This is a genomic window from Streptomyces sp. MZ04 (assembly GCF_004684775.1).
Classification (GTDB): domain Bacteria; phylum Actinomycetota; class Actinomycetes; order Streptomycetales; family Streptomycetaceae; genus Streptomyces.
Window position 1 is genome coordinate 1 of record NZ_SRIC01000508.1, and the last position, 2,591, is coordinate 2,591.

A 2,591-nucleotide genomic window follows, 5' to 3' on the forward strand; every position below is an offset into this window, starting at 1 on the left:
GGCCGGTGCCGTGCGGGGCGTGGGGGTGGGACTGAGGCTGAGGCTGAGGCTGAGCTGCGGGGTGTGCCATGCGGCCGACCGTACGACATCTTGCGGGCAGCGCATAAGCTCTTGCTCATGACGCAAGAAGGTGCCGATCTGGACAGCCTCGTACGCAAAAGGATCCGGGCGCTGCGGGCCGCGCACGGCTGGTCGCTCGACGACCTGGCGGGCCGCAGCCATCTCAGCCCCTCCACCCTCAGCCGGATCGAGACCGGGCACCGCAGGATCGCCCTGGACCAGCTCACCGCGATCGCCCGCGCTCTGAGCACCTCGCTCGACCAGCTCGTCGAGACAGAGGCCGACGACGTCGTCTCGAATCCCACCTACGACCCGGCCCGCTCCCTGACCCAATGGGCGCTGCGCGGCGAACCGGGCGTCACGGTGGCCAGGATGCGCCTGACCGGCCCACCGCCACAGGGCCCCACCGCACTGAAGGCGCACCCCGGCCGAGAATGGTTCACGGTGCTGTCCGGAACGGTCGAACTCCTGCTGGGCGAGCGCCGGTTGCGGGTCGAGGAGCGACAGGCGGCGGAATTCCCGACCATGCTTCCGCACGCCTTGGGTGCCATCGGCGGCCCCGCGGAGATCCTCGGCATCTTCGACCGCGATGCCCAACGCAACCATCTCCGTGAAGGGGACCGGACGTGACGGGGATGGCGCTGCGGTTGCTCGATGGGCCCGTCCGCCACGCCGGTATCCGGGCCGCGTGAGCCCCGCGGAAGCCGTCGCCGGGGCGATCGCCGGGCGCGGTGCCCCTGAGCTCCGCGACGGACTCGGCCCACGATCACGCCGGGTGCTACGCGATGACGGCGACGGACGCGATCACGCCGACCGCCACGATCACGCCGCGCAGGACGTTCGGCGGCAGGCGGCGGCCGACCCGGGCTCCCAGTAGTCCGCCGAGCGTGGAGCCGAGGGCGATCACACCGGCCGCCGTCCAGTCGACGTCCGTCACCGCGATGAAGACGATCGCCGCGACGCCGTTGACGATGGCGGCCAGCACGTTCTTGGCGGCGTTGAGCCGCTGCAGGTCGTCCCGGACGAAGGTGCCGAACAGGCCCATGAGCAGGACGCCTTGGGCGGCGCCGAAGTAGCCGCCGTAGACCGCCGTTCCCAACACCCCCAGCAGCACGGGCGCCTGGCGGTCCGCTCCGTCGTGCCCACGGCGCTGCCGCAACCACTTGTTCAGGCGCGGCTGGAACAGGACGAGCACGCAGGCCAGCAGGATCAGCACCGGCACCACCGACTGGAACGTGCCTTCGGGCAGGAGCAGCAAGAGCGCCGCTCCGATCAGCCCGCCGGCGAGTGCCGCACCGCCCCACCTCAGCAGCCTGGGCAACTGCCCCTTCAGCTCACGGCGGTAGCCGTAGGCGGCGGTGATCACACCGGGCACGAGCCCGATGGTGTTGGAGACGTTGGCCAGGACGGGAGGAAGGCCGCAGGCGAGGAGGGTGGGGAAGGTGATCAGGGTGCCGGAGCCGACGACGGCGTTGATGCCGCCCGCCGCGACGGCCGCGGCCGCCAGGGCCACTGTCTCGAGTGCGTGCACTGCTCGCCTTTCCGGGCGCGGCCAAGGACCGGAGCGCGCGGGCTCCGGCGAAGGGACCGCCGGGTACTGGGTGTTGGGAGTGATCAGTTGTGTGTGGTGGAGGGTCGGCACCCGGGAGGGACCGGGCGCTGTCCGGAACTACGCCCGGGCCCACCCGGGTTGCCGCCCTGGGCCCGCCAAAGATCGTCCATCCCGGGCCATGGCCAAGTCAATCCTCAGGTTTCCTTGCCCTCCCCCAAGCTGTAGCTTCACTCTCCATGACCCTCGACGACCTCCGCGTCTTCGCCGCCGTGTGCCGCACGGGCAGCCTCAGCGCCGTGGCCCGCGACCTGTCCTGCACCCAGTCGGCGGTGAGCCAGCACATCAAGCGACTTGAGCGGGAGACCGGCATCTCCCTGCTGGAGCGCCGCCCCCGCGGCGTCACACCCACCGCCGCCGGACACCTCCTGCACACCGCGGTGGCCGGCGGTCTCGGCGACATCGACCACGCCCTGCTGCGGCTGCGCGAGCTGGTGCACGGCGAGTCGGGCTCAGTCCGTGTCACCACCGGCGCCACCACCGTGCGCCACTTCATGTCGGCCGCCGTGGTCGCCTTCCGTCGCCACTACCCCGACGTCAGCCTGGAGTTCCAGACCGCGCACTCCAGCCGCAGCTGCTTCGAAGCCCTCCTCGCGGGCGGCGTCGACCTGGCCTGGATCACGCTCGGGGAACCCGTGCGCGGCATCGAGCAACGCCCCGTCGTCGAGCTGCCGTGGGTCCTGGCCGTCGCCGCGGACGACCCTCTGTCCGCCAAGTCCCGTATCGACATGGCCGACCTCGCGGAGATCCGGCTGATCGGCCTCCCCGAGAACGCGACGTCCCGCTCCCGCCTGGACGCCTGGCTGGCCCAGCACGGAGTCCGGACCACGTCCGACACGAGCGTCGCCGACTGGGACACGGCCATCCTGCTGGCCGAACTCGGCCTCGGCCACGCCGTAGTCCCCGACCTGCCCGGCTGGCA

General features: G+C 71.7%; 3 protein-coding genes. 2 read left to right on the top strand and 1 reads right to left on the bottom strand.

Annotation, left to right across the window (positions count from 1 at the left end):
• Nucleotides 1–117 precede the first annotated feature (117 nt).
• Nucleotides 118–690 (top strand): helix-turn-helix transcriptional regulator, encoded by a 573-nt coding sequence (locus E2651_RS42565; protein WP_135336622.1) that lies wholly within the window; start codon nt 118–120, stop codon nt 688–690.
• A 148-nt stretch (nt 691–838) separates the two neighbouring features.
• Here the strand turns inward: E2651_RS42565 and E2651_RS42570 are convergent, their stop codons facing one another.
• Entirely contained in the window at nt 839–1,591 is a 753-nt protein-coding gene (locus E2651_RS42570; protein ID WP_135336623.1) for a sulfite exporter TauE/SafE family protein, read from the bottom strand.
• A gap of 257 nt (nt 1,592–1,848) precedes the next feature.
• On the opposite strand from E2651_RS42570, the gene E2651_RS42575 reads away from it, so the two are divergent.
• The coding region (locus tag E2651_RS42575) for a LysR family transcriptional regulator (RefSeq protein ID WP_135336624.1) at nt 1,849–2,591 on the top strand (743 nt) is incomplete at its 3' end.